This is a genomic window from Luteimonas terricola (assembly GCF_004352845.1).
Lineage (GTDB): Bacteria > Pseudomonadota > Gammaproteobacteria > Xanthomonadales > Xanthomonadaceae > Luteimonas > Luteimonas terricola.
Map to the genome: position 1 here is coordinate 16,705 of NZ_SJRX01000005.1, position 21,064 is coordinate 37,768.

Annotated in this window: 18 protein-coding genes, 1 tRNA gene and 1 pseudogene; 5 read left to right on the forward strand and 15 right to left on the reverse strand. The window is 66.6% G+C overall.

Annotated features, from left to right (window positions below; translation table 11 throughout):
- Positions 1-112: 112 nt before the first annotated feature.
- From E2169_RS09635 to E2169_RS09645, 3 genes are all read left to right on the forward strand, one after another.
- Positions 113-1,948 (forward strand): autotransporter domain-containing protein, encoded by a 1,836-nt coding sequence (locus E2169_RS09635; protein ID WP_132986423.1) that lies wholly within the window; start codon positions 113-115, stop codon positions 1,946-1,948.
- Between the two features lie 76 nt (positions 1,949-2,024).
- A tRNA-Gly gene (locus tag E2169_RS09640) sits at positions 2,025-2,098 on the forward strand.
- A gap of 238 nt (positions 2,099-2,336) precedes the next feature.
- Entirely contained in the window at positions 2,337-4,190 is a 1,854-nt protein-coding gene (locus E2169_RS09645; protein ID WP_132986424.1) for a tyrosine-type recombinase/integrase, read from the forward strand.
- A gap of 45 nt (positions 4,191-4,235) precedes the next feature.
- Here E2169_RS09645 and E2169_RS09650 read toward each other — a convergent pair whose 3' ends face one another.
- Complete coding sequence (locus E2169_RS09650; protein ID WP_042928621.1) at positions 4,236-4,862, reverse strand: substrate-binding domain-containing protein; 627 nt, start codon at positions 4,860-4,862, stop codon at positions 4,236-4,238.
- Positions 4,863-4,968: 106 nt separating this feature from the next.
- Between E2169_RS09650 and E2169_RS09655 the strand changes: the two genes are divergently transcribed.
- Positions 4,969-5,268, forward strand: coding sequence for a helix-turn-helix domain-containing protein (locus E2169_RS09655; RefSeq protein WP_042928622.1), 300 nt, complete (start codon positions 4,969-4,971; stop codon positions 5,266-5,268).
- Positions 5,269-5,294: 26 nt separating this feature from the next.
- On the opposite strand, the gene mobH is transcribed toward E2169_RS09655, so the two are convergent.
- The 3 genes from mobH to E2169_RS09670 all read right to left on the reverse strand — a co-directional run bounded on the left by mobH (position 5,295) and on the right by E2169_RS09670 (position 8,996).
- Complete coding sequence (mobH, locus tag E2169_RS09660) at positions 5,295-7,121, reverse strand: MobH family relaxase (protein WP_042928624.1); 1,827 nt, start codon at positions 7,119-7,121, stop codon at positions 5,295-5,297.
- A 203-nt stretch (positions 7,122-7,324) separates the two neighbouring features.
- Complete coding sequence (locus tag E2169_RS09665; RefSeq protein ID WP_132986425.1) at positions 7,325-8,245, reverse strand: nucleotidyl transferase AbiEii/AbiGii toxin family protein; 921 nt, start codon at positions 8,243-8,245, stop codon at positions 7,325-7,327.
- The gene (locus E2169_RS09670; protein ID WP_165942393.1) at positions 8,238-8,996 is read right to left on the reverse strand and encodes a type IV toxin-antitoxin system AbiEi family antitoxin domain-containing protein; all 759 of its coding nucleotides are present in this window, start codon (positions 8,994-8,996) and stop codon (positions 8,238-8,240) included. The genes E2169_RS09665 and E2169_RS09670 overlap by 8 nt, the downstream gene beginning before the upstream one ends.
- A 230-nt stretch (positions 8,997-9,226) precedes the next feature.
- Here E2169_RS09670 and E2169_RS09675 point away from each other — a divergent pair, with 230 nt between their 5' ends.
- The gene (locus tag E2169_RS09675; RefSeq protein ID WP_042928628.1) at positions 9,227-9,595 is read left to right on the forward strand and encodes a DUF3742 family protein; all 369 of its coding nucleotides are present in this window, start codon (positions 9,227-9,229) and stop codon (positions 9,593-9,595) included.
- A gap of 29 nt (positions 9,596-9,624) precedes the next feature.
- On the opposite strand, the gene E2169_RS09680 is transcribed toward E2169_RS09675, so the two are convergent.
- The 11 genes and pseudogenes from E2169_RS09680 to E2169_RS09735 all read right to left on the reverse strand — a co-directional run bounded on the left by E2169_RS09680 (position 9,625) and on the right by E2169_RS09735 (position 21,031).
- Complete coding sequence (locus E2169_RS09680; protein ID WP_042928630.1) at positions 9,625-11,157, reverse strand: conjugal transfer protein TraG N-terminal domain-containing protein; 1,533 nt, start codon at positions 11,155-11,157, stop codon at positions 9,625-9,627.
- A 15-nt stretch (positions 11,158-11,172) separates the two neighbouring features.
- Complete coding sequence (locus E2169_RS09685) at positions 11,173-11,526, reverse strand: hypothetical protein (RefSeq protein ID WP_132986427.1); 354 nt, start codon at positions 11,524-11,526, stop codon at positions 11,173-11,175.
- The gene (locus E2169_RS09690; protein ID WP_033470466.1) at positions 11,523-12,929 is read right to left on the reverse strand and encodes an integrating conjugative element protein; all 1,407 of its coding nucleotides are present in this window, start codon (positions 12,927-12,929) and stop codon (positions 11,523-11,525) included. The genes E2169_RS09685 and E2169_RS09690 overlap by 4 nt, the downstream gene beginning before the upstream one ends.
- A gap of 10 nt (positions 12,930-12,939) precedes the next feature.
- On the reverse strand, positions 12,940-13,884 hold the full coding sequence (locus E2169_RS09695; protein ID WP_033470467.1) for a TIGR03756 family integrating conjugative element protein: 945 nt from the start codon (positions 13,882-13,884) through the stop codon (positions 12,940-12,942).
- Positions 13,881-14,249: a TIGR03757 family integrating conjugative element protein gene (locus tag E2169_RS09700; RefSeq protein WP_425480547.1), complete on the reverse strand. Its 369-nt coding sequence runs from the start codon at positions 14,247-14,249 to the stop codon at positions 13,881-13,883. Before E2169_RS09700 ends, E2169_RS09695 begins: the two co-directional genes overlap by 4 nt.
- 459 nt (positions 14,250-14,708) lie before the next feature.
- A pseudogene (locus tag E2169_RS14475) lies at positions 14,709-14,875 on the reverse strand (thymidylate synthase); the annotation flags it as partial.
- Positions 14,876-14,892: 17 nt separating this feature from the next.
- Positions 14,893-16,224 (reverse strand): adenosylmethionine--8-amino-7-oxononanoate transaminase, encoded by a 1,332-nt coding sequence (gene bioA / locus E2169_RS09715; RefSeq protein WP_086077261.1) that lies wholly within the window; start codon positions 16,222-16,224, stop codon positions 14,893-14,895.
- 53 nt (positions 16,225-16,277) lie between these two features.
- A complete protein-coding gene (gene ilvD / locus E2169_RS09720; protein WP_086077262.1) occupies positions 16,278-17,951 on the reverse strand; it encodes a dihydroxy-acid dehydratase in 1,674 nt (557 codons plus the stop codon).
- Between the two features lie 86 nt (positions 17,952-18,037).
- Positions 18,038-19,081 (reverse strand): dihydroorotase, encoded by a 1,044-nt coding sequence (pyrC, locus tag E2169_RS09725; RefSeq protein ID WP_033470473.1) that lies wholly within the window; start codon positions 19,079-19,081, stop codon positions 18,038-18,040.
- A 10-nt stretch (positions 19,082-19,091) separates the two neighbouring features.
- Positions 19,092-19,940 (reverse strand): DUF6671 family protein, encoded by an 849-nt coding sequence (locus E2169_RS09730; RefSeq protein ID WP_042928636.1) that lies wholly within the window; start codon positions 19,938-19,940, stop codon positions 19,092-19,094.
- Positions 19,937-21,031 (reverse strand): calcium/sodium antiporter, encoded by a 1,095-nt coding sequence (locus E2169_RS09735; RefSeq protein WP_132986428.1) that lies wholly within the window; start codon positions 21,029-21,031, stop codon positions 19,937-19,939. The genes E2169_RS09730 and E2169_RS09735 overlap by 4 nt, the downstream gene beginning before the upstream one ends.
- Between the last annotated feature and the right edge of the window lie 33 nt (positions 21,032-21,064).

Genomic DNA, 21,064 nt, shown 5'->3' on the forward strand with positions numbered 1-21,064 from the left:
GGCCGAAACCCGGTCATGCGGCAGTGCACATTGAGCGCGCCGCCCCCGGCATGGAACGATGACGGCTTCATGACCGGCGACCGCGCCGCGATCCGTCCCCCAGGAGCACTCGATGTCGAAGTCCCGCACCGTCCGTACCGCACTGGCCGCCGCGCTCGCGCTGGCCGTGCTTCCCGCTGCCGCCAACGAGCAGCCGTTCTCGCAGACGGTGTTCTTCGGCGACAGCCTGACGGACGCCGGCTACTTCCGGCCGCTGCTGCCGCCGGAAGTGCAGGCGGTCACTGGCCAGTTCACCACCAATCCCGGGCTGGTGTGGGCGCAGTGGCTGGCGCTGCACTACGGCACCGATGCCAGCGCCAACGGCAACGGCCAGGCCGGCGACAACCACGCCGCCGGCGGCGCCCGGATGGGCGTCGACGCCAACGGCGCCCTCGGCTTCACGCCCTCGCTGGCGACGCAGGCGGCCGGCTACCTTGCCGCCAATGGCGGCCGCGCCGACCCGGATGCGCTGTATACGGTCTGGGGCGGCGCCAACGACCTGTTCGCGGTCGCGGCCGACCCGGGCAACGCCCAGGCGATCATCGGCGGCGCGGTGGCGGCGCAGGTGGGCATCATCGGCAGCCTGCAGGCCGCCGGCGCGCGCTACGTGCTGGTGCCCAATACGCCCGACCTGGGACTGACCCCGGCGCAGATTGCCCAGGGTCCGGGTGCGCAGGCGCAGGGCACGGCGCTCGCCACCATGTACAACGACGCCCTGTTCGGCGCCCTGGCCGCCAACGGCCTGAGCGTGATCCCGGTGGACACCTTCAGCTTCCTGCGCGAAATCGCGGCCAATCCGGCGGCGTTCGGCATCAGCAACGTCACCGGCACCGCCTGCATGCCGCAGATCACCGCGCAGTCGCTGACCTGCAACCCGACCAGCCTGGTCAGCCCCGATGCGCCGCAGACCTACCTGTTCGCCGACGGCGTGCATCCGGCCAGCGGTGCCCACCGCGCGCTGGCCGACCTGGCCCTGGCCGCGATCGAAGGCCCGCGACAGATGGCGGTGCTGCCGCATTCGGCCGCCGGCACCGGGCGCAACCGCGCCGCGCGCGTGGGCGCGCAGCTGGCAGGCCGCGGCGACGCCTCCGGCTCGCGCTGGTGGACCGACCTGCGCGGCGACTTCCAGCGCTATGCGCACGGTGACCATTACGACGGCGTAGGCCCGGCGCTGACCGTCGGCATGGACTGGGGCGACAACGGCCTGGTCTACGGCGGCTTCCTCGGCTACGGCGCGCAGGGCAACGACTGGGGCAAGCGCCGCGGCAACTGGGACCAGACCGAACTGTCCATCGGCGGCTACCTCGGCTGGACCGGCGAATCGGGCGCGTGGGCCAACGGCCAGCTCAGCTACACCAGCCTCGATTTCGACATCGAGCGCCAGGTGCCACTGGGCCCGGCACTTCGCACCCACAGCGGTTCCACCGACGGCAGCAACATCACGCTGGCGCTGCAGGGCGGCTGGGAGTTCGGCGAAGGCGCGATGCGCCACGGCCCGGTGCTGGGCGTGGTCGCGCAGCGGATCGAGGTCGACGGCTTCAACGAAAGCGACCCGACGCTGTCGACCTCGCTGGCCTATCTCGACCAGGAATTCGATTCCACCGTCGGCAGCGCGGGTTGGCAGCTTGCCTACACCATCCACGACCACCTCGCGCCGTACGCGCGGATCACCATGGACCGCGAGTTCGAGGACGAGGCGGGCCAGGCCTTCGCCCGCTCGCAGTCGATCGCCGGCTCGCTGCCCTATGCGGTGCCCGGCGTGGAATACGACCAGTCCTGGGTGACCCTGACCTTCGGCGCGCGCACCCGCCTGTTCGGCATGGATGCCAACATCGGCGCCAGCCTCAACAACGGCCAGAAGGGCGGCAAGCACGCCATGGTGTTCGCCAGCGTCGGCGCCGGTTTCTGAGCGGCCAGGCGCCGCGCGGGTGGCCCCGCGCGGCGTTGCCAAGTCCGGCGGCCAGGTCCTAGACTGGCCGCCTCGTGCGGGCGTAGCTCAATGGCAGAGCTGTTGCTTCCCAAGCAACTGACGAGGGTTCGATTCCCTTCGCCCGCTCCACTGCATCAATCTGCGGACTTCCGCAGAAGTCCAAGAGAGTCTGCAAGTCGTTGCCACACAAAGACTTTTCCTCTCTTTGACGTTCTGCCGTGGTCCACTGCGATCCGCCTACAGCCGGGACTTTTGAGTCCATAAACAAGTCCATTTTTGAGGGCGCGGCTGATTCCGGATTGTTGATGGAGGGGCGAGGTCGACGTGACCAGTATCTGGTTCCTGACTCATGTTCAGGAGCAAGAGCATGGCACTCTCAGACCTGGCCGTTCGACAGGCCAAGGCAACTGGCAAGGCATACACCCTCCCTGACTTGGATGGCCTCTCCCTGGCCGTCACGGCGGCAGGGGGCAGGACTTGGCACTTCCGCTACTACTGGGCGGGCAAGCAGAAGCGGATGTCGCTCGGCACCTACCCGGAGGTGACGCTTCGAGAGGCCCGCAGCCTACGCGATGACGGCCGCGCCCTGCTGGCCAAAGGCATCAATCCTCGCGTTCACCGCAAGCAGAAGCGCACCGCTGTCCGGCTCGCCGACGAAAACACTTTCGAGGCGGTGTATCGCAAGTGGCTCAAGCATCGCGGGCTCAGCCTCAAGGAAGGCCGGCAGACGACCCTCTCGATACTTCCGCGCATCTTCGACAAGGATGTGTTGCCGACCTTGGGCAAGCGGTCGATCTATGAGATCAAGCGTCCCGACCTCTTGGAGGTGATCGCCAGAATCGAGAAACGCAGGGCGCTCTCCGTCGCCGAGAAAGTCAGGGCGTGGTTCAACCAACTGTTCCGCTACGCACTGGTGATCGTGCCGGGCCTGGAGCAGAACCCTGCCTCCGATCTCGACGTGGTGGCGCTGCCACTGCCGCCCGTCAACCACAACCCGTTCCTGCGCATGGCCGAGTTGCCAAAGCTGCTGCAGAGGCTGCGCAGCTATCGCGGCAGGCGGCAGACCCAGCTCGGGCTGCGGCTATTGCTGCTGACCGGCGTGCGAACCGGAGAGCTGCGACAGGCGATGCCGGATCAATTCGACCTGGACCGTGGGCTGTGGATCATCCCGCCCGACGTCGTGAAGCAACTCCAGGTGGATATGCGCAAGAAGCGGCAGCAGCCGAAGGACATCCCGCCATACATCGTGCCGCTGTCGATTCAGGCCGTGGAGATCGTCCGGCACCTGCTGGATGAGTTCAAGCCGGCGCAGCGCTACCTGTTCCGGCACGACAGCGACTTGAAAAAGCGCATCAGCGAGAACACGCTCAATGGTGCGCTCAAACGCATGGGCTATCAGGAACGCCTGACCGGACACGGTATCCGTGGCACGATGTCCACTGCGCTCAACGAGATCGGCTACCCGAAGGTCTGGGTGGATGCGCAGCTCTCGCATGTCGATCCCAACAAGGTCAGCGCGACCTACAACCATGCCGAGTACGTGGAGCAGCGTCGTCGCATGATGCAGGACTGGGCCGATCGACTCGACCTCTTCGAGCAGAGCCAGGTCGAGGCGGCCAGCATGCCGCTCACCGTGCATCTGGAAGGCGTGCCCGCATTCCCGAGTGAGCAAACCGCAAGCGCACCCTCCACGCCGGTTGCCGCTTCGCCAATCCTGCTCGTGACGAAGCCGGGTGACGCCATGCCGTTGGTTTCTGCCGCCGCGCATCGGCTGCCGGCGGTTCCACCCCCTCGATCGGCCGCGCCGCTGGTGCCTTCGGACATTCAGCGCGAGAGGATGGAGCTGTTCGATGTCTTCGAAGCGCCGCACAACCTCCCCGTCGCTGCGTTTGCCAAGATGGCGGGCAAATCCCGCAGATGGATCAGCTACGAGATCAAGGCGGGCAACTTGCTGGCGTTGAACGTAGGCAACCGCGGCCAGCGCGTGCCGGACTGGCACCTCGACCCACACAAGCACGAGCTGATCCAGTCCGTCCTGAAGCTGACCAGGGGTGCGGACCCCTGGCAGATCTACCATGCACTGCTGCAACCGCGCTCGATGCTGCGGGAGCGTTCGGCACTGGAGGGTGTGACTGCCAGCAATCTCGACAAGCTCGTCATGGCCGTGAGCACAGCCGTGAAGGAAAGCGAATGGACCCCGCAACGAGTCGGGGCTGCCTAGCAACAGGTGCGGGATCGTGGCGAAACCGCGATCCCCGCGCGTCTGTCAGGACACCAAGCGCGCGCGGCGGGCGAATCTTGCCTGGGTGTCCGACAAGGAAGCGTTGCGACGGAGCAGGTAAGCCATCACGATCGTTGGTGCGCCCGCCAGCGGCCGCACGGCGATACCTCGGCGTAGGTAGCTCGCCAGTCTCGCGGCAGGCGCAATGGCGATCCCGTACCCGGCGGCAACCAGCGTCATCGCCACGTCGAATGTCTCCACCGTTTGCTCTCGCTCTTGCAGCGCGTTCTCGAACACGCGCTGCACGGTCATGCGCCATGGTTCATCGGCGGTGGACTGCGAGCAGATCGAGGGCTGCTTGAGCACTTCCTGGCACGGCACTTCACGGTAGGCCAGCAGGTGGGAGCGCTTGGCCACGGCGACCGCCAGCGTGTCATGCCACAGCGGCTCGCATATCCAGCCAGGCCACTGCCAGGCAGCCGCAGACAGGGCGAAGTCGAAGCCGTCGCCCGGCAGCTCCGCGCCTCGACCGGGATCTGTCCATCCGGCCAGGACGGCATGGGTCTCCGGCTCTTCGGCACGCTGCAGGGCGAGCACGTCGGCGAGTTGGGGAGGCACCCATTCGCCGAGGACGGCCATGCGAATTTCGGCGGTGATGTCACTCGATTCCACGTCCAGCTCTCCCCAGGCGGTGAACTCGTCGCAACTGATCTCGAAACCGTTGAATGAGTTAAGTTTAACGTGGTTTAAATATTGACCATGTTCGACGCTTTTGGCAATGCAAAAGCGATCGATCCAAAGAGGCCGCCCCACCGGCACCACTACCTACGAAGCGGAACCAGCCATCGCGTTTGGGGCCGCCGTGCGGGAAGAAAGAACCAACCAGGGTATCGCTCAGGAAACGCTGGCCCACATGGCCGGCATCGAACGGTCGCACATGGGCAAGATCGAGCGCGGCGAGCATGTCCCCACGCTCCCGCTCATCCTCAAGATCGCCCGTGCGCTGAAATGCAGTTCCGCCCACTTGATGACTATGACCGAAGCCAAGCTGGCAGGGTCGGCCCCATCCGCGGATTGAAGTCGGCCTGCACAGCGGTCGCATGCCTACTCCTGATCGTCGTCCTTGCCCCCAAGGGCTGAATCTTCGCGCTTTGCGGCTTCGTTGAGGAGCCGCAGGTATGGGTTGTCTGGCGGCGTCTCCTGGAACAGCGTATCCGGGCTGGCGAGCAGGTAGCCGTGCAGTCGGCGCGACTTGCGAGGCCCGGTGACTTCGCAGGTCCAGATGTTCAGCCCGCTGGGCTGCTTGCGGTGCTGTCCCAGCTTCTCGAAGCGCTTCTGTACCCACTGCCACCCCTCCACCTTCTCCTGCTTGGCCAGCGTGGCGACTTGAAGGTACTCCTGCGCGTAGCGCTGGAACACGCCGGGGCTGACGAGGTAGGTCGTACCGGCGACGGTATGCACCAGGGCCTTGGCGTCGTTGATGATGAGCTTGCGCGTCTGGATGCTCTGACGCAGCCAGGCCATGAAGTGCGCCCCAGAGGGCTCCGCGCGATCCTGGGCAGGCGCGAGGCTCATCTGCGGCGGGGGCACGGTCGAAGGGGCCGGTTCGGCCTCGGCAACAGGGCAACTCGGGGTCTCCGGTGCCGTGGGTGGAGCGGTGTCGCCCAGCAGGTCGAGCAGCGCGGCCACGCCGGTGTCCGTGGCTGCGGATGCGATCGGCGCCGTGCTCGCGGGTGCAGCTTCGATGCCTTCCACGTGCGGCCCATCGGCCACCGCCTGTTCCTCTTCGAGCTGCACACGGCCTGCGAACGGCGCCGGCCGGTCGGCGGCATCCCAGATCATCGCCGGCGAGAGTTTCAGGAAGGTGAAGGCGTGCGACCAGCCGGCGTCGCTGGTGACGGTAGCCTTCCAGATCGCCTTCCCATCCGGCGTCGGTTGCACGATGCCGTGATCCTGCAGCACGTTGAACACCGCCGTATTGCTCGCCGGGATGCCGTCGATGCCCTGTGACAGCAAATGTGCGCGCAGCTTGTCGGAGACGGTCTTGCTCACCAGCCACAAGCCATCTTGGGTCAGCCAACCGTCCGCCGGGCCGGCCTGGTTCAACTTGAACTCTTCCCTGAGCAGGTAGCGCAAGCCGTCAAGCAATTTGCGTTGCAGCGCATGCTTGGGCGCCGCCAGCGCCTTGCTGGGATCGCCGCCGAGTTCCTGGGCGACCGATGCCTGATCGGCCTGCACGACCAGCTCGCCGAGCGTGCCGGCGTGCTCGTACTGGCCGGCCAGCACATACAGCAGCGCGGCCCAGAGGTCGGGATAGCCGCTGAGCCAGTCGAAGATGTCCCGATCGAGAAGGCACGCGTAGAGCAGCCCGGTGGCGGCACTGTGCAGGCGGTACTCACGCTCCTTTCGGTAACGGAAGCGGTAGGGCTTTCGCAGCGGGCCGTGCCAGGGATGCCAGAGGCTGCCGTCGGCATGCTCGACGTGCAGATCGACCGCAATCTTGCCGATGTCGTGCAGCAGGGCCGCGTAGGCCGTGCCTGCGGTCCAGGCTTCGGCCTGGGCCGCCTGTGCCTCTGGCGTCACGCCCGCAGGCAGCAGGTAAGACTGCCGCAATTTCAGCGCGTAGGCGACGATCTCCAGGCCGTGGTCCAGCATGCCGCCCGGATAGGCGTGGTGGTGGCTCTCGGAGGCCGGGAACTGCTGGACCAGCTCGGCGTAGCGCTCCAGTGGGGCGAGGTAGAGCGTGGCGAACTGTCGGCGCGAGAGCGATGTGCGCTGCCAGATGTGTTCCAGCAGTTTCTGCCGGCGCGGCGTCGCCAGCAGCGATGCGGCCGACTCCGGCCGCATCAACCCTTTCGGAGTTTCGATGGCGGATGTGGGCGGTGTGCCGGCGGTGGGTGGCACCCGTTTGCGCTGGAACAGCGAGAGCATGACGAACCCCGGATGACGGGCTGCTCGGGGGCGCCTTTTGGCCTTTTCAGGATAGGGCCTTTCCCCTTGGCGCCCTTCCCTTGCCCCTTCCCAGCCCTTTGGCCTTTGTCGGAAGCCTTCGGGTATAGGGTCGCTGCTTCGCGGGTGCCACGATGAATGCGGCATGGGGCAATCCCGGCAAGTGGGGCGCTGCGGGATGTTCGTCAGCTCTGGCCCAAGCCGGTGTTGAGGGCGGCAGCTTGCGCTGCGAAGTCGTCGGGACGACGCTTGCGGAAGGTTTCGAGATTGCTCAGCTTCCAGCGCAGTGCCGGCAGTTGAGCGGCGTGCGGGCATTGCACCAGCGACCAGTCCGGTTCTGCGCGCACCAGCCCGCTCAGAAACTGCTTGTGCGCGGTGCTCAGTCGCTGTGGCAGCTCGCGCCGCAGCCTGGCGCGAGCGTCGAGCAGTATCTCCAGGGAGCAGTCCACTTCGGTCATGCCGACAAAGGCCCGCTCGTACTCGCCTGCGATGTCCTTGTCGTTGCCGAACAGCACTTCGTGGGGCGGCCGGTTGTGGCCCGCCAGATAGATCACGAAGCACTCGACCATGCCGTCGCTGATGTCGCCCGATTCGTAGAGCTGCCACACGTCGAACAGGTCGCGGGGGTGCTGCCGATCCAGCGCCGCCACCACCTTGCTGGCGTACAACTCGTCCGGTGCCAGAACCGGCAGCTCGAACTCGACGCCGAACAGATCGCTGGTCTTGGCGCTCAGCGGCCGCCGCTCGACGGGCAGCACGCTGCCTCGGAACACGACGTTGACCTCGATCTTCACCTGGTTGGCGTCGTTCTCGACGATCAGCTTGGTGTCCCCCAGGTCCTTGGCGCGAACCAGGCGTGTCTGCACGCCCAGTGGTGCAACGCGCGTGGCGATGGCGGCCAGCTCCTGGTTGATGGCTTGCAGCGCTTCGTCGCGCGGCGTCTGCCACGGGAGGTACACCACGTCGATGTCTACCGACAGGCGCGGCATGTCCCGCACGAAGAGGTTGATGGCCGTGCCGCCCTTCATTGCGAAGATGTCATTGGCGAACACGTCGGGCGCGACGGCCAGCAGCAGGCGAACGGTGTCCGCGTAGGTCTTATCCATGAGGTTTCAGGCTCAGCAAGGTGCCGTCATCGAGCCGGCTCATCCAGCGCGTGTTGCTGCCGGTGCGAACCGGGTACTGCTCCAGCAGAGCATCGACATCCACGAGGCTGGTGTCGCGCGCCCAGGTGAGGAACAGGCGCACGGCCTTCACGCTGGCGCAGCAGGACAGCAGTTGCCCGAGCAAGTCCTTGCGGGGGGAACGCAGTCCGTCAAAGAGGTTACGGGCCTCTTCGAGGCTCTGCTTTACGCCGGCTTCGTACAGCATCTCCAGAACGGCACGCTCGGGGGCTGCCACCCGCAGATCCTCGGGCAGGCCAGGCGGCGTGGTCAGAGTCTTGCCGACCAGCGCCGTGTCCGGCCAGTCGAACAGGCGGGCGTGGACGTAGCGGGCCGGAAAGCGCGAAGTGAACCAGGCCGGCAACGCGAAACGACCGTCGCCCCACAGCACCAAGACCTCCCGGCTGCCCAGGTTGTGCCGCACGCCCTGCAGGGCCAGGGCGCTCTTGCCGCCGACGTGTAGGCCGGGCACGCGCTGTTGCAGGAACTTCAGCGCACCGTAGACCCCGAACTCATCGTTCGGGAAGGCATAGACGCCATGGGCCAGGCGCACGAGCCACCCGCCGTCGGCATAGTGGGCGGCGAGCTGGGGCGACACCCCGAACTGGCTCAGGGTGGCAAGGTCGAACGGCGCCCCGCGGGGGAGCCCCGCTTGCAGCCGCTTGATTACCTGGTGCCTAGAATTTCCATCCATGCTATAAAAATAGCACGGAATCCAATCAACCCTTAGAGGTATCGCAAGAATTCGCAGGGAAAGTAGCATAACGTTTGATTTCCAGTGCAAAATCTAATCATATTGGCGACACCCGAGCCAGCCTGGCTCTGCCAGCCGCAACCCACCCGCCCTCCTGGTCGCGGTCTATGCTGGAGGGCAAGCCCGAACCGGCCGCTCCATGAGGTGAGGCACCACTGAAGCCGAGGCACATGAACATGACCACCAACACGCACAACGGGCGCTGGAGCCACCGGCTGGGCCGGGGGGCTGGCCGTGCCTGGCGTGGATACCTGCGCCGCGAGCAGCGTGTCGCCGGCTGGCTGGTGACGCGCGGGGTGCCCGCGGGCGCGGCGACGGCGGTGCTCTGGATCGTCAAGCTGGCCGTGCTTGGCATGCTGCTCTACACCGTATCCTGGCTCGTCCTGCTGCTGGCCTTTGCGGTAGTCGCGGCATGGCTCGCGCGGAATGCCGATGTGGATGATGAGAACCAGCCAGAGTGGCGTGAAGGACACTCTGGCCATGGTCTGTACGACAAGAACGAGTGGCGCCACGACATGGGCGACTCTGACGAGTCGTAGCTGCCCCATTCGGTGCGAAAGGATGCGTCTTACTTCGCACCGCCTTTCGATGCAGCCGTCATCGCAAGGCGAGAGCCACTACCTCCAGCCGCCTTTGCGTCGCCGGTAGCAACGGTAAGCGCTCCAAGGATATTGCCTGCCCGTACACCAGCCCAGGCCAGTGCCATCACCCAAAACGTCGGCAGCACGATGAACATCATCGCCATGACGAAGTTCAGCAGCATGTCACCGAACGCATTGTTCAGGCCGATCAATGGGTCGAAGTTGGCGTGCGGCCTGTCCGCGCCAAACCCCCAGCCGTAGAGCGCGTCCAGGATCGTGCTGTCGATCCAACGCGCGAGCTGGAACCAGAAATCCACGAAGAACAGCGCGAACTGGACGCAGCTCACCGTCACCACCGTCTTCAGGTCGTAGGTGCCGATCAGCAGCACCAGCGGGATGCAGATGACGAGCGCCATCTTGAGCATCGTCAGCACTATCGGCAGCGCCTGGCGCACCACGTCCATCGCGGGAAAGAAGCCCAGCGAGCCTACGGTCAGCCCCAGGTCGCCCGCGCCGCGCGTGACGATGTTCGGCAGCGTCTTGTCGATCTGGCCGCCGTAGTCGGTGTAGACGGCGCCCTGGTTCATCTTCTGCTGTCGCGGTGAGACCACGGCACGGATCACCGAGTCATTGACCTCGCTCTGCGACAGGAAGCCCGCCCAGCGCCCGATGCGGGTCAGCAGGTCCGGGTCGACCTGCGCCAGCAGCCGGCTGCGCAGTCCCTGGCCGCCATCGGCCCACCACTGTCGGCAGGACGGATAGCCGCCGCCGCTGTCCACCAGTGCCAGCCCCGCATCGCGGGTCGCGTCGTAGGGCCAGGCCGTGCGTGGGGTCTTGGCGCGATAGGTGTCATAGAAGCCGGGCGTGTCGAGGAAATAACTCGACCCGATCCAGGTGACGTCGTTCATCTGTTCCTCGGAGAGCGTCGGCCGGTTCATGAACAGCTTGGCTCGCGACGGCCCGTAGCAGTCGTGCGTGAAGTCGGCGACCTCCTGTGCCAGCACCGGATCGTCGATGCGCGTGGCATCCACATCCATGCGAACCTGACGCAGGTCCGTGCCGCAGGGAATCGCCGCCACCGCGGAGCCCGTCACGGCTTTCGACAGCGCATGCATGAAGAACCACCACACCGGCACCAGCGCGCTCTGGTTGTTGAGCGCTGTGTAGACGTTGGACCAGCCCGTGTCGTTGGGCAGCGGGACGTTGACCTGGCATTGCGCGGAGCGCGTGGTGTCGAACTTGATCGTGGCGAGATCCACCGGGATGAACGGGATGCCGGCGAACATGATGACTACGATCGCCACCCACACCCGGTTCTCGATGCGCATCGACGACAGCACGCCCTTGTTGCCCTCGTCAGCGCCTTCGCTGCGGGCCTTGAGCCATTCCTGGATCACGATGGCCACGAACGGCAGCGCGAACACGCCGCTGGTCACAAGGATGCTCCAGATGCCGTTGTTGACCACCCAAGCCACCAGGGTCAGGTAATACTCCAGGTAGTCCGTGGTGTAGAGCGTCATGCCTGCCTCCCGGTCTCAGCCGTGCCGCAACAGTTGGCTGGCTTCCAGCGCGACCACGGAGATCACGGCCGCGATCTCCGTGCGCAGCAGGCGCTTATGCGCCTCGGCCGACGGTTCACGTTGCCGCAGGCGCCCGCGCATCCACCACCAGCCGTAGGCTGTTGCTGCGTAGAGCAGAAGCCGCCACAGGAAGAAGTGGCCCGCATGCGCCCTCAACCAGTTCTCCCAGCCATCGACGCCGCCGACCACGTGGATGCCCGCGATGTTCACCGCCACCGCGGCGGCGACCACCAGCAAGGTCCACAGCAGCGCCACGCCAACGCGGCGGTTGAACAGCCACGGCAGCCGCAGCCAGGCCAGCCGGCTCATGGCGTACCGCTCCGCGGCTTCTCGATCTCCCGCAGCCGGTCGCGTGTGGTGTCGCCCTCGAAGACACCGCGCGAGCCGGCGGCGCGGGTGCTGTGGCGCTGGATGATCGCCATCGCCGAGTTGCCGGCCAACGTGCGCCGCAGCTCCAGCTCGGTCTTGAGGTTGTTGATCTCTTGCTCCAGCGCGGCGTTCTCCTGATCGACCGCCTGCACGGCCAGCTCGTTGGCTGCGACGTTGGGCTCCTTCTTGCCCGTCAGCAGCGTGCGCTGCAGCAGCAAGGCTTTTTCCAGCACGCTCGACAGTGCGGCCTCGGATGCGAGACGCCGGCCCAGCACGTCCTGATCGGGCTCGTCGCGTAGCGCTTCGATCACGCCACGGGTGATCGGCAGCGAGCTGCTGCCGGCGGCTTCGAGATGGGCCGGCGTCGTCGGCCGCGCCCCTGTCACCAGCTCTTGCAGCGACTGCAGCTTGGTTTCGTACTCTTCCTGGATCATCGGCGTGAGCCCGACGCCTGGGGTGGTCTGCGTCTTGGTGCAGCTCTCGCAGGTGCGCTGCTCACGCTCGCCCAGCACGCGGATCGCCCAGGCCGAGGCCGCCTGCGGCGATGGCCAAGTCTGGCAGGTCAGGCGGTTGCCGCAGGCGCTGGACGCAATCGGCGACGCATCGCCGACGCTGCGGCCGTTGAGCAGGTTGTAGCCCGCACGCGTCACGTCGCCCACCACCTTGATCGAGCTTTGGCCGTTGCCGCCGGCATTGCTGCCGCCAACCCAGGGCACGCCGTTGTTGCCCCGGTTGGTCTCGGCCTGCTCGATGGCGGACACGGCATCGGTGCTGGCGACCGCATCGCGCAGCGCCAGGCCCTCGGCGAGCTGGTTCCAGCCGGCTTGACCGCCAGCCATGTCGGCCATCCGCTCGGCGATCGCACGGCAGGTCATCTTGGAGCGGTCGAAGTCCAGCCGCGCCTGCAAGATGCCGTTGGTGAGCAGGTTGTAGAGCCCGGGATCTGCGCGCTGGATGATCAGCGCCGGCAGCGACGCCACCGCGGCAGTAGCGTTCTGGATCACGTTCGACATGATCGTCTGGAAGCCATTGGTGAGGCCGTTCAACTGGTTCTGCAGCGTCGTGGTGATGCTCATGTCGCCGCAGATGAGGTTGCTGTTCCAGCCGATGCCGACACCGATGCTCTGCATGTTCCCCGCACCGCCCATGGACACGGCGCGGCCACCGCCGATGCTGTAGAGCACGTCGTCGCCGATCACGCTGCCGCTGACATTCACGCCATTGGGGTCGATGCGGGTCTGCGCCCAGGCGGCGCCGACGGCCAGCGTGATGGCCGCCACGAGCAGCGTGGCCCGCAGGTGCGACTTCGCGCGGCGCAGGAAGTCAGGGAGGGAGGCGTTCATCGTGGGTTCCTCACATGAAATCGACGCTGCCGAGGAAGACCTGGCCACGGCGCCGGCAGCAGGAGTACGGCCGCCACAAGGCCCAGGCGTAGTCGCCTTGCTGGGCCTGCACGCGGGTGCGGCTGTGCGGGAAGACCACGCAACTGTTCGAGAGCGTGGGCGTCAGCTCCTGCCACTTGCCCGTCGAGGCGTCGGTCTCCATCAGCGCGCCGGCCGGCCAGTAGCCGTCGCGGGCGTTGGCCAGCAGCGGCTGGTACACGTGGATCTGGCCGCGGCGCGTCACGATGTCACCCGCACGCTGCGCGACCACGGCACCGCTCTTGTAGTCGTCGGTCTGGTGCAGGAAACCGCCACGCGGATAGACGTTGCCCCACAGGTTCAGGCCGGCGCGCGTGCCGATCTCGCGCCGTCCGGGAATCAGAGCTTCGGGGTAGAACGCTTCGGGGATGTTGTAGCGCCAGGCGATGGTATCGAGCGTGCTCAGCAGGTAGGGCATGAAGGCCGTGCCCGCACCCTCGCAGGAGTAGCCGGAGGTGGCGGCGAACTGGCTGAACACCAGGCCGGCGGGGTGGCCGATCACGTCAGCGTTCTTGAACTTCGCCAGGTTGTTCTCGTTGTCGTGGTTGGTGGTGCCGTCGCCGCCGGCCTTGGCGGTCGGATTCGGCATGCTCATCGCCCGCACTTCCAGCCAGGGGTTCTCACCCGTGTTGCTGTAGCTCGACACGACGGCATCGGGCACGTAGTGGCGTACCTTCACCGAGGTGCGCACCGAGCAGCCGAACGGCGTGCAGTACAGCCAGTAGCAGATGCCGACGACACGGTACTCCAGGCAGTCGGGCGACAACGCCGAAGAGACGATGGTGGCGGTGTTCAGGGCGAACGCCGAGGTGGCCGCGCCCAGCATCAGCGAGGCGACGATGGCGCGCAGGCGCCGGGAAGTCATCAGGCGGCTCATGGGCGTGCGCTCCGGTAGGCGTCGATGCGCGCGACGGCGCGGGCCACGTCGGGCTCGCCGTAGACCACGTAGCGCCGATCGACCACCACAGCAGGGATCTTGACGATGCCCAGTCCCCAGGCATCGGCGACGCCCTGGTAGGCCTGGCCGATTCGGCGCTGCAGGTCGGCGCCGCCATCGAGCAGCCGCTGCCGTACCAGGGCCTCCGCCTGGGCTGGGTCAGCGGGCAGGTGCGCCGTGAGTTCGGCCTCGATGTGCGCCGGCTGGTCCAGCTCGATGACACGCACGCCGGCCAGGGCCTGCACCGGATGACGGCTGTCGGTGACGACGAGCACGTCCGCCGCCACCGCAGCCTGGCTGAACATGAACAGAACTGCCCACAGTCCGGGGGCAATGCTGATGATCAGCAGCTGGGGCGAAGCCCTGAAGAAGGGGGCCGGCATATCGGGTGTCCTTGAAATCGATCAAGGTCGCAGTCGACTTCAAGTGCCGATGTGGCGCGACAAAGAAACCGCAGTCGGGCCCTGCCGGTTTCATGCCTATGCCGTTGTGAGCATTGCGTTTGCCTCCTGTAGGAGGCGGAGGTCAGGCGCGCGACGCTGAGGTGCCCGCGAACCCAAGAAACGCATGATGCAAGCGAATCGGCATCGACGGCTTGGAGCGCGCATGTAGGCTCTGCCAAGTCCCTTCACTGATGTCGCTCGGGGCGAGGCGATCTACCGAGCGCGAAACTCGTCTCAAGTAAGCGTTGACGCCATCCGCGGAGTCCGGAGGCGAGCCGGAGAGAACATAGCCCACCATGAAGCCGATTGCGTGGTTCTCCCCGTACGGAGGTGGATATTCTTGGTGGTCAGCAGCGGGAGCCGTGCCGACAGGTCGAAGCGCATCTGATGGCCGAACAGGCTCAACGTCCCGGTGCCGGTGCGGTCGCTTTTTTTAGCGCCCCATGCGCGAGGACGTGACGCAACAACCGCAGGAATTGCCGCTCCATCGAGTCGCCGCTTCCGCTCATCGCATTGCCCCACGTCCATCGATCTCCGACAGGACGCGCCGAACCGCGCCCGTCAATAGCGAAAGGTCCTGCGGCTCGATCACGTAGGCCGGCATCATGTAGACCAGGCGGCCGAAAGGACGCAGCCAGATCCCGGCCTCCACGAATCGCGGCGTCAGCGCGCGCAGGTCCACCGGCGCATGCATCTCGATGACGCCGATCGCGCCCAGCACCCGCACCTCCCGCACCGTCGCCAGCGCGGCACAGGGGGCCAGTTCCGCGCGCAATTGGCGCTCGATGTCCCGCACCCGCGCCTGCCAGTCCTGATCCAGCAGCAGGTCGACACTCGCCACGGCCACGGCGCAGGCGAGCGGATTGGCCATGAAGGTCGGCCCGTGCATGAAACAGCCGGCGCCGCCGCGGGAGATGGTCTCCGCGACCTCGGCGGTGGTGAGCGTGGCGGCGAGCGTCAGGTAGCCGCCGGTGAGCGCCTTGCCCAGGCACAGGATGTCCGGGGCGATGCCGGCGTGCTCGCAGGCGAACAGCCTCCCGCTGCGCCCGAAGCCGGTGGCGATCTCGTCGGCGATCAGCAGCACGCCGTGCGCGTCGCACAGGGCGCGCACCTGGCGCAGGTACTCGGGGTGGTAGAACCACATGCCGCCCGCGCCCTGCACGACGGGCTCCAGAATCACCGCCGCGAGTTCGTCGCGGTGCGTCTCGATCAGGCGCGCGAACCCGGCGATGTCGGACGGATTCCAGGCGTCGTCGAACCGGCAGCCGGGGCGCGGCGCGAAGAGCTGCTCGGGCAGTGTCCCTCTGAAGAGGTGGTGCATGCCGGTTACCGGGTCGCACACCGACATGGCGGCGAAGGTGTCACCGTGATAGCCACCACGCAGAGCGAGCAACCGGCGCTTGTCCGGGCGGCCCCGGGCCTGCCAGTACTGGATCGCCATCTTGATGGCCACCTCCACCGCCACCGAACCCGAGTCGCACAAAAATACCTTTTCGAGCGGAGCGGGCGTCAGCGCCACCAGCCGCCGCGACAGTTCGATCGCCGGCGCGTGGGTCAAACCGCCGAACATCACGTGCGCCATGCCCCGTAGTTGATCCTCCACCGCGCGGTTGAGCCGGGGGTGGTTATAGCCGTGGATCGCCGCCCACCACGAGGCCATGCCGTCGACCAGTTCGCGCCCGTCGGCGAGCTTCAAGCGCACCCCCTCGGCACCGATCACCGGCCACGCCGGCAGCGGATCGGTCATCGAGCCATAGGGATGCCAGAGATGGGCGCGGTCGAAGGCCAGCGCGTCCGCCCAGTCCGGCCCAACCTTGACTTCGCTGTCAATTCCCATCGGCAGCCTGTGCCAGGGCGGCTCCCATCGCTCGAGTCAGATCTGTCATGGCTTCAATCGGTCACCGCCCCCTTGCTCGCCGACGATACCTGCTTGGCGTACTTCGCCAATACGCCCCGCGTGTAGCGGGGTGCAGGCGGTTGCCAAGCTTTGCTTCGGCGCGCGATTTCGTCCTCGGGCACGTTGAGTTGCAGCAAGCGTTGTTCCGCGTCCAGGGTAATCGAGTCGCCCTCCTCGACCAGCGCGATCGTGCCGCCCACAAAGGCCTCGGGTGCAACGTGACCGACCACCATGCCGTAGGTGCCGCCGGAGAAACGGCCGTCGGTGATCAAACCCACGCTGTCACCCATGCCCGCGCCGACCAGGGCGGAGGTGGGCGAGAGCATCTCGCGCATGCCGGGGCCGCCCCTCGGGCCTTCGTAACGGATCACCACCACGTCGCCCGCCTTGATTTTCTGCGCCAGGATCGCTTCCATGCACGCCTCTTCCGAGTCGAACACACGTGCGGGGCCTGTGATCCTCGGAACCTTCACCCCGCTGGTCTTGGCCACCGCCCCCTCGATGGCAAGATTGCCTTTGAGGATGGCGAGATGGCCGTGCGGATACATGGGCCGGCCCCAGGGCCGGATGACATCCTGATCATGGCGCGGCTCTTCGGGCACGCTCTCGAGCGCCTCGGCCAGAGTCTGGCCGGTCACGGTCAGCGCGTCTCCGTGCAACAGGCCGTGGGCGAGCAGCATCTTCATCACTTGCGGGATGCCGCCCGCTTGGTGTAGATCGGTGGCGACGTAGCGTCCGGACGGTTTCAGATCGCACAGCACCGGCACGCGCCTGCTGAATGCATCGAAATCATCGAGTGTCAGCTTCACTCCCGCGGCGTGCGCGATGGCGGGCAGGTGCAGCACGGCGTTGGTGGAGCCGCCCAGCGCCATCAACACGGCGATGGCGTTCTCGAACGCCCGGCGGGTGAGGAGGTCGCGCGGCAGGATTTGTTTACGGATCGCCTGCACCAGCACCTCGGCCGATTTCGCCGCGCTGTCGGCCTTTTCCGCGTCCTCCGCGGCCATGGTCGAGGAATACGGCAGGCTCATGCCCATGGCCTCGAAGAGCGAGGCCATGGTGTTGGCGGTATACATGCCGCCGCAGGAGCCCGCGCCCGGGCAGGCGCGGCGCTCGATCTCCAGTAACTCGTTTTGGTCAATTTTATGCGCGGTGTACTCACCGACCGCTTCGAAGGCGCTCACAATGGTGAGATTGCAGCCCTTATAGTGGCCCGGCTTGATGGTGCCGCCATAAACAAAGATCGCCGGGATGTTGAGGCGCGCGATGGCGATCATCGCCCCCGGCATATTCTTGTCGCAGCCGCCGAGGGCGAGCACCCCGTCCATGCTCTGGCCGTTGCACACGGTTTCGATGGAATCCGCGATCACCTCGCGCGACACCAGTGAATATTTCATGCCCTCGGTGCCCATCGAAATGCCATCCGAGATGGTGATGGTGCCGAACATCTGCGGCATGGCACCGGCTTTTTTCAACGCGGCATCGGCGCGCGCGGCGAGCGCGCCGATGCCCATGTTGCACGGCGTGACGGTGCTGTGCGCGTTCGCCACGCCGACGATGGGTTTGTCGAAATCCCCATCGTCGAACCCCGTGGCGCGCAACAGGGCGCGGTTGGGCGAGCGCTGCACGCCTTGGGTGACGGTTTTGCTTCTGCGGTTGTCGGGCATGATTTATCTCCTGATATGAGCCGTGCCCAAAGCGCCGTGACCGGGGACATTGGGTGTGGAATCTTGCAAACGAATGCCTTACGAGTTCACTCTGCCAACCGCCACGCAATCGTTTCCCCGGCGCGCAGCGGCACGCCTGTTTCCTTTCCGAAACGCAGCTCCTCGGGCACGGTCCAGTCCTGGCGCTCCAGTGTGATGCGCCCCGTATTGCGCGGCAGCCCATAGAAATCGGGGCCGTGGAAACTGGCGAACGCCTCCAGCCGGTCGAGCGCGCCGGCCTGCTCGAAGGCCTCTGCATACAGTTCGATGGCGGCGTGCGCGGTGTAGATGCCGGCGCAACCGCAGGCCGACTCCTTGGCGCGGCGCAGGTGCGGGGCGCTGTCGGTGCCGAGGAAGAATTTCGGGTTGCCGCTGGTGGCGGCGGCAATCAGCACCTGGCGGTGCGGCTCGCGCTTCAATACCGGCAGGCAGTAGGCATGCGGGCGGATGCCGCCGGCGAACATCGCGTTGCGATTCAGCAATAAATGGTGCGCAGTGATGGTGGCGGCCACGTTGGGGCCGGCCCGCTCGACGAACGTGACCACCTCGCGCGTGGTGATGTGTTCCAGTACCACCTTGAGGCGCGGAAAACGCTCGATGATGCGCTGCAGATGTCGCTCGATGAACACCGCCTCGCGGTCGAACACGTCGATCTCGGGATCGGTCACCTCGCCATGCAGCAGCAGCGGCAGACCGGTCTCCTCCATGGCCGCGAACACCGCGTCGCAGCGCGCGAAATCGGTGACGCCAAATGAAGAGTTGGTTGTTGCGCCAACGAGAAAGGCTTCACCCACCGCGTGCACGAAACCGCTCGCCCTGGCCCGCAGGATCTCTTCGGGCGTGGTGTGGTCGGTGAGATAGAGCGTCATCAACGGCTCGAAGGCCATGCCCGCCGGCAGCGCTGCCAGGATGCGCGCGCGGTAGGCGCGGGCCTCGTCCACCGTGCGCACGGGTGGATCGAGATTGGGCATGACCATGGCGCGCGCAAACCGCCGCGCGGTGTCGGGCAGGACCGCGGCCAGTGCATCACCGTCGCGCAGGTGCAGGTGCCAGTCGTCGGGACGGGTGAGGGTCAGGCGTGCTGTGGCCATTGATGGGATCTCATGGATTGCAGTAATCGCAGCGCCCCGGATCGGCGTACTGCGGCTCGGGGCGCTCGCGCGTTTCGCGATGCGCGCACTTCAGGCAGCCGTACACCTCGGCGCGGGTCTCGCGGGTCGGGGCGCCGCAGTCGCCACAGAGCAGGCCCGCAATGCGCTCGACGAGCCAGAACCCCGGCGCGCCGCAGGCCGGACAGGGCGAGCCGAGCTTGGCGACCAGGTCCTCGGCCGCAAGCCGGATCATCTCCATGCGCGTGGGGTTGGCGTGGGCCCGCAGGTCGGTCTCCAGGAACACCTGGCCGCTCGCCGATTGCGCCTGCGCCCAGGCGAACGCGGCTTTAAGCTCCTCCCAGGCGGCGATCCCCTTGCGCAGGCGCGGGTCGTTCTCGCCCTCGGGGCGCACGACCAGATGGTGCGCGGGAAACGCCGCCTGCCGGGCGAAGGCCTCGGCCGCCGTCCAGTCGCCGGTCAGAAGATGCGCGTGGATCGCCTTGCCCTGCGCGACGCCGACGATCTCGAGCCCCTGCTCGTCGTCGATGAAGATGAGGAACTCCACGTTCCAGGGGAACATCCCCACCATCGGGTCCGGCCCGAACGAGCCCTCGCTGGCGAGCCCGAGCGAAAGTCCGGACATCTCCATGCCGAGGCGCGCCTTCTTGCGCGCCGCCTCGAGCTGCTTGCCGGCGCGCGGGATCTCGCGGGTGAAGGTGCCGAGGAGATCGGTGTCGTAGCCGCCGACCCGTTCCACCTGGCAGCCGAGCGCTGTGTCGAGCACCGAGGCAATCACGCGCTCCTTGCCGTGCTGGGTGAGCAGGGCGATGCGTGTTCCGGCGTAGACAACGCGGGTCATGGCGCCGCAGCGGTCGGCAGCGTCCGATGGCGCGCCAGCAGCACAATCAGCGTGATGACTGTGAGCGGCAGCACGAAGCCCAGCATGGTGGCGCTGTACGCCGGCAGTGCCATGTGCTGCGTGGCCGCAAGAATCAGGTACGACACATAGACGGCGTAATAGCCGAGGAACAGCGCCCCCTCCCAGCGCGCGATCCGGTGGCCGGTGGCGAAGATGGGCAGGCACGCGAGCACCACCGCGATCATCACCGGCAGATCGAAGCGGACCAGCGCGGCGGCCACGTCGAGCCCGCCGGGCGTGACCAAGGCGGCGATGCCGGCGATTGCCAGGAGATTGAACAGGCTGCTGCCGATCACGTTGCCCACGGCGATGTCGCGCTCGCCGCGCAGCGCGGCCACCAGGGAAGTGGCCAGCTCGGGCAGGCTGGTGCCGACGGCGACGATGGTCAGGCCGATGACGATCTCGCTCACCCCGAAGGCGTGCGCGATCGCCACCGCGCTGTCGACCAGCCAGGTGGCGCCGAGCACGAGCAGCGCCAGGCCCGCGGCGATGAAGACGATCTGGACCGGCAACCGGTCGATCCATGCGCTCGCGCCGCCGTCGAACTCCCGCGCATATTCGGCCTGTATTTCCGGGCTTTCCTGGCGACTCTGGCGGATAGCGAAGACCGTATAAGCCACGATGCCGGCCGTGAGCAGCAGACCATCGAACAGGCCGATGCGGCCATCGAGCGCCATGACCCAAAACAGCACCGACACACCGATCACCAGCGGCACGTCGAAGCGGACGAGCTGCTGCTGAACCACCAGCGGCGCGATGAGCGCAGAAAGCCCGAGCACCACCAGCACGTTGAAGATGTTGCTGCCAACGATGTTGCCGACGGCGATGTCTGCCTGTCCCGAAAGACCGGACTGAACGCTGACCGCCAGCTCCGGCGAACTGGTGCCGAAGGCGACCACGGTGAGTCCGATCACCAGCGGCGAAATCCCGAAACGGGCCGCGAGGCGCGCGGCGCCGCGCACCAGCAACTCGGCGCCAGCCACCAGCAGCACCAGGCCCAGCACCAGAAAAACAACAACCGTAAGCGTCATGAAATCAAAGCCTCAAGAAGTCTGACCAAAAGA